The organism is Helicobacter magdeburgensis (genome assembly GCF_000765825.2).
GTDB classification, from domain to species: domain Bacteria; phylum Campylobacterota; class Campylobacteria; order Campylobacterales; family Helicobacteraceae; genus Helicobacter_C; species Helicobacter_C magdeburgensis.
In genome coordinates this window covers 1-2446 of the sequence record NZ_JRPE02000036.1, presented here as the reverse complement: position 1 = coordinate 2446, position 2446 = coordinate 1, and the positions used below count along the sequence as shown (strand labels likewise).

Annotated in this window: 3 protein-coding genes; all 3 read right to left on the bottom strand. The window is 39.5% G+C overall.

The features are described 5' to 3' along the window. Positions 1-1520 (bottom strand): relaxase/mobilization nuclease domain-containing protein (locus LS74_RS10690; RefSeq protein ID WP_138129145.1); only part of this gene is annotated, 1520 nt, incomplete at its 3' end. Then, a complete protein-coding gene (locus tag LS74_RS10685) occupies positions 1510-1824 on the bottom strand; it encodes a plasmid mobilization protein (protein ID WP_138070033.1) in 315 nt (104 codons plus the stop codon). The genes LS74_RS10685 and LS74_RS10690, both read right to left, overlap by 11 nt. Before the next feature lie 418 nt (positions 1825-2242). Further along, a partial coding sequence (locus LS74_RS11595; RefSeq protein WP_236096933.1) for a hypothetical protein occupies positions 2243-2446 on the bottom strand: 204 nt, incomplete at its 5' end.

Below are 2446 nucleotides of genomic sequence, written 5' to 3'. Positions count from 1 at the left end.
TGTTTTTCTTGGATTCTCTCTTGCGGTGTTTGTGTGGTTTTGTCTTGCTCTCGCTGGGCTTGTGCTACTTGAGACAAAAGGCTGTCAATATTGCTTTCTTTTTGGCGTTTTATTGAGAGAGCTTCTCTAATTCTGTCTGCAAAGTCTGCAACTGCTTTGGATAATCGCTCTCTAAGCTCTGCAAGTGCTGTTCTGTGCGTTCTTGCTCGGCTTTGAAACTCTCTTTGAGTGTCTCTAATAAGCGTTTCAAGTCGGTTTCTAGCTTCTGCGTTTTTTGTGTCTCTTTCTCTAGTTCTTTCAATAAGAGCTCGTTGTTTAGCAATAAGTCTGCTTCTCTGCTCTGCGTGGATTCTAGCTCTTTCTGCAATCGCTCTACTTCTGCTATTAACTCGGCTTCTAATGCTGTCATTTTCCTGCTCCTGCGTTATTGAATTTGTAGGTAAATGTTGTCGTTTTCCCTGTGTATCTTGCTCTTGCTCGTGTCTATGTAGATTTTCCCATTTTTCGCTTTTTGAGTTATCTCCCTTGAGACTTGATAAGGTCTTATCCACTGATACCACGCAATCAAGCTTAAAATCATCATTACTAGCATTCCGCTTAGAAAGCTCATCGCTAGGGTTTTTATCTTTAGAGCTGTTGGGTTGATTGTTTCTTTTAGATACTCTATCGTGTAGCTCTGTATAGAATCTAGCCTTTGATTGAATGTGGCTTTCAAGTCTTTGTCTAAGTTCTGCAAGTATTGGTTCTCTCTCTCTAGCATTAAATTCTCTCTCTTTTGTGCTTCTGCTTGAGCTAATTTCGCTAAGTTTGCTAGGTTCTGTGAATTGTTCGTCATATATGCCTCCTTTTAGTCTTTTTGCCTTTGGGCTGTCTTGTAGCTTAACGCTTATATAATCCTTGCCTTGCCTTGTAACTTCAATATTTTGAGCTTTTAAGAGCGATATTAGGTTTTCCCTTGATGTGATATTGCCTTTCATCACTTCGGCATTTAAAAGCTCATCTAGGGCTTCATAATCGCGTATAAGCCCTATTTGTTTTTTACTGCCTTGAATCGCGTTTTCTTTGGCTGGGTCTTTGGGGTCTGTTAGATTGTAGGTTAAATTGGCAAAATCAGTCCAAATATCCTTTCTTTTACAATCAGCCATATGAAAGTATGGGTTGAATGCTTTTTGGCTCTCTAAATCAATTTTGGGGATAACAAAGTTTAATTCTAACCGCCCTTTGTCTGTATGCTCTACCCACAAAATGTTATACCGCCCTTGCATTGCTGGGGTTAAGAGCATATTTTCAAAGCTCTGCATTATCTCTTTCTTTGCTGTCTCGCTTATTTGTGCTTCTTCAAAGCTCAAGCACCCCACGCACACTTTATGCTTTTGTGTAAGGGATAGAATAAGATTCCTTGTTGTCTGTTCATCGCCCTGCAAGATTCTCGCTGTGCCTTTCTCTCGGCGGTCGTTTAGCAAGTAGTCAATGCTTGAAACTCCGCCGCCCTTGCGATTGCCAAAGAATTTAACAATCATATTTAGCCCTTATCTCTTGCAAGTGAGCTTCAATCCGCCCTAACATTTCAAGCCCCACTCTATCTAGTCCGCCCTTTGTTGTGTTAAGGTGCTTTGCTACTTGATTGAGATTGTTACCCCACTTGGCAAGTTCAATGATGAGCTCTTTGTTCTGCAAAGCTCTGCTTTCTTTTTTTGGTGTTTTACCTTTTAGCATAGAGTTAAGGGCGTATTGAGTGAATGTAAGCCCTTGTTCTTGCATTTTCTCCCTTATAACTTGCTCTTGTTCTATGGGGATTCTAATACTTCTAACCACACTTTTCATTTTTTCCCTTATAAGCTAAACGGAGTGCGAAGCACGGAGTTAAGTGAGCCGTAAGGCGAACGCCTAAGGCAAAAGCAGTGTGCGATAGCACAATGATTGCTTTTGCCCCGATTCTATGCAAAACCAAGTTTTGCAATCTCACGCCAAAGTGAGATAAGGGGGTTCAAAGGGGGATTTTCCCCTTTGCGAGACTCTGCGGTAATCAATTGAGCGGTAGCGAAATTGTATTACAAAGAGTAGTCTCGCCCTTAAATAAAATTGTAAGAAAAAAGAGTAAATTATTGTTAGATAATGAGCGATTTTTCTTTGATTTTGTTCTTATTTTTGGATTGATTTTGAGAGAGAAAACTTAAGCGGCGGACTCTTGTTTAATATATATTCTTGTTTAATATCTTGTTTAAGGGGCATTTTTGGTGCCTCAAACCACGCAAAATAGGGGGGTGATTTTTGTAAAAAAGAGTTTTTTTACGCCAAAAAAGAGTTTTTTTACGCCATTTTTTGCTTTAAAAAAGAGTTTTTTTACGCCATTTTGCTTAAAGCTATCAGTTTTTTGATTTTTTTGCCATAAGGGGCATTTTTGGTGCCTCAAACCACGCAAAATAGGGGGGTGATTTTTGTAAAA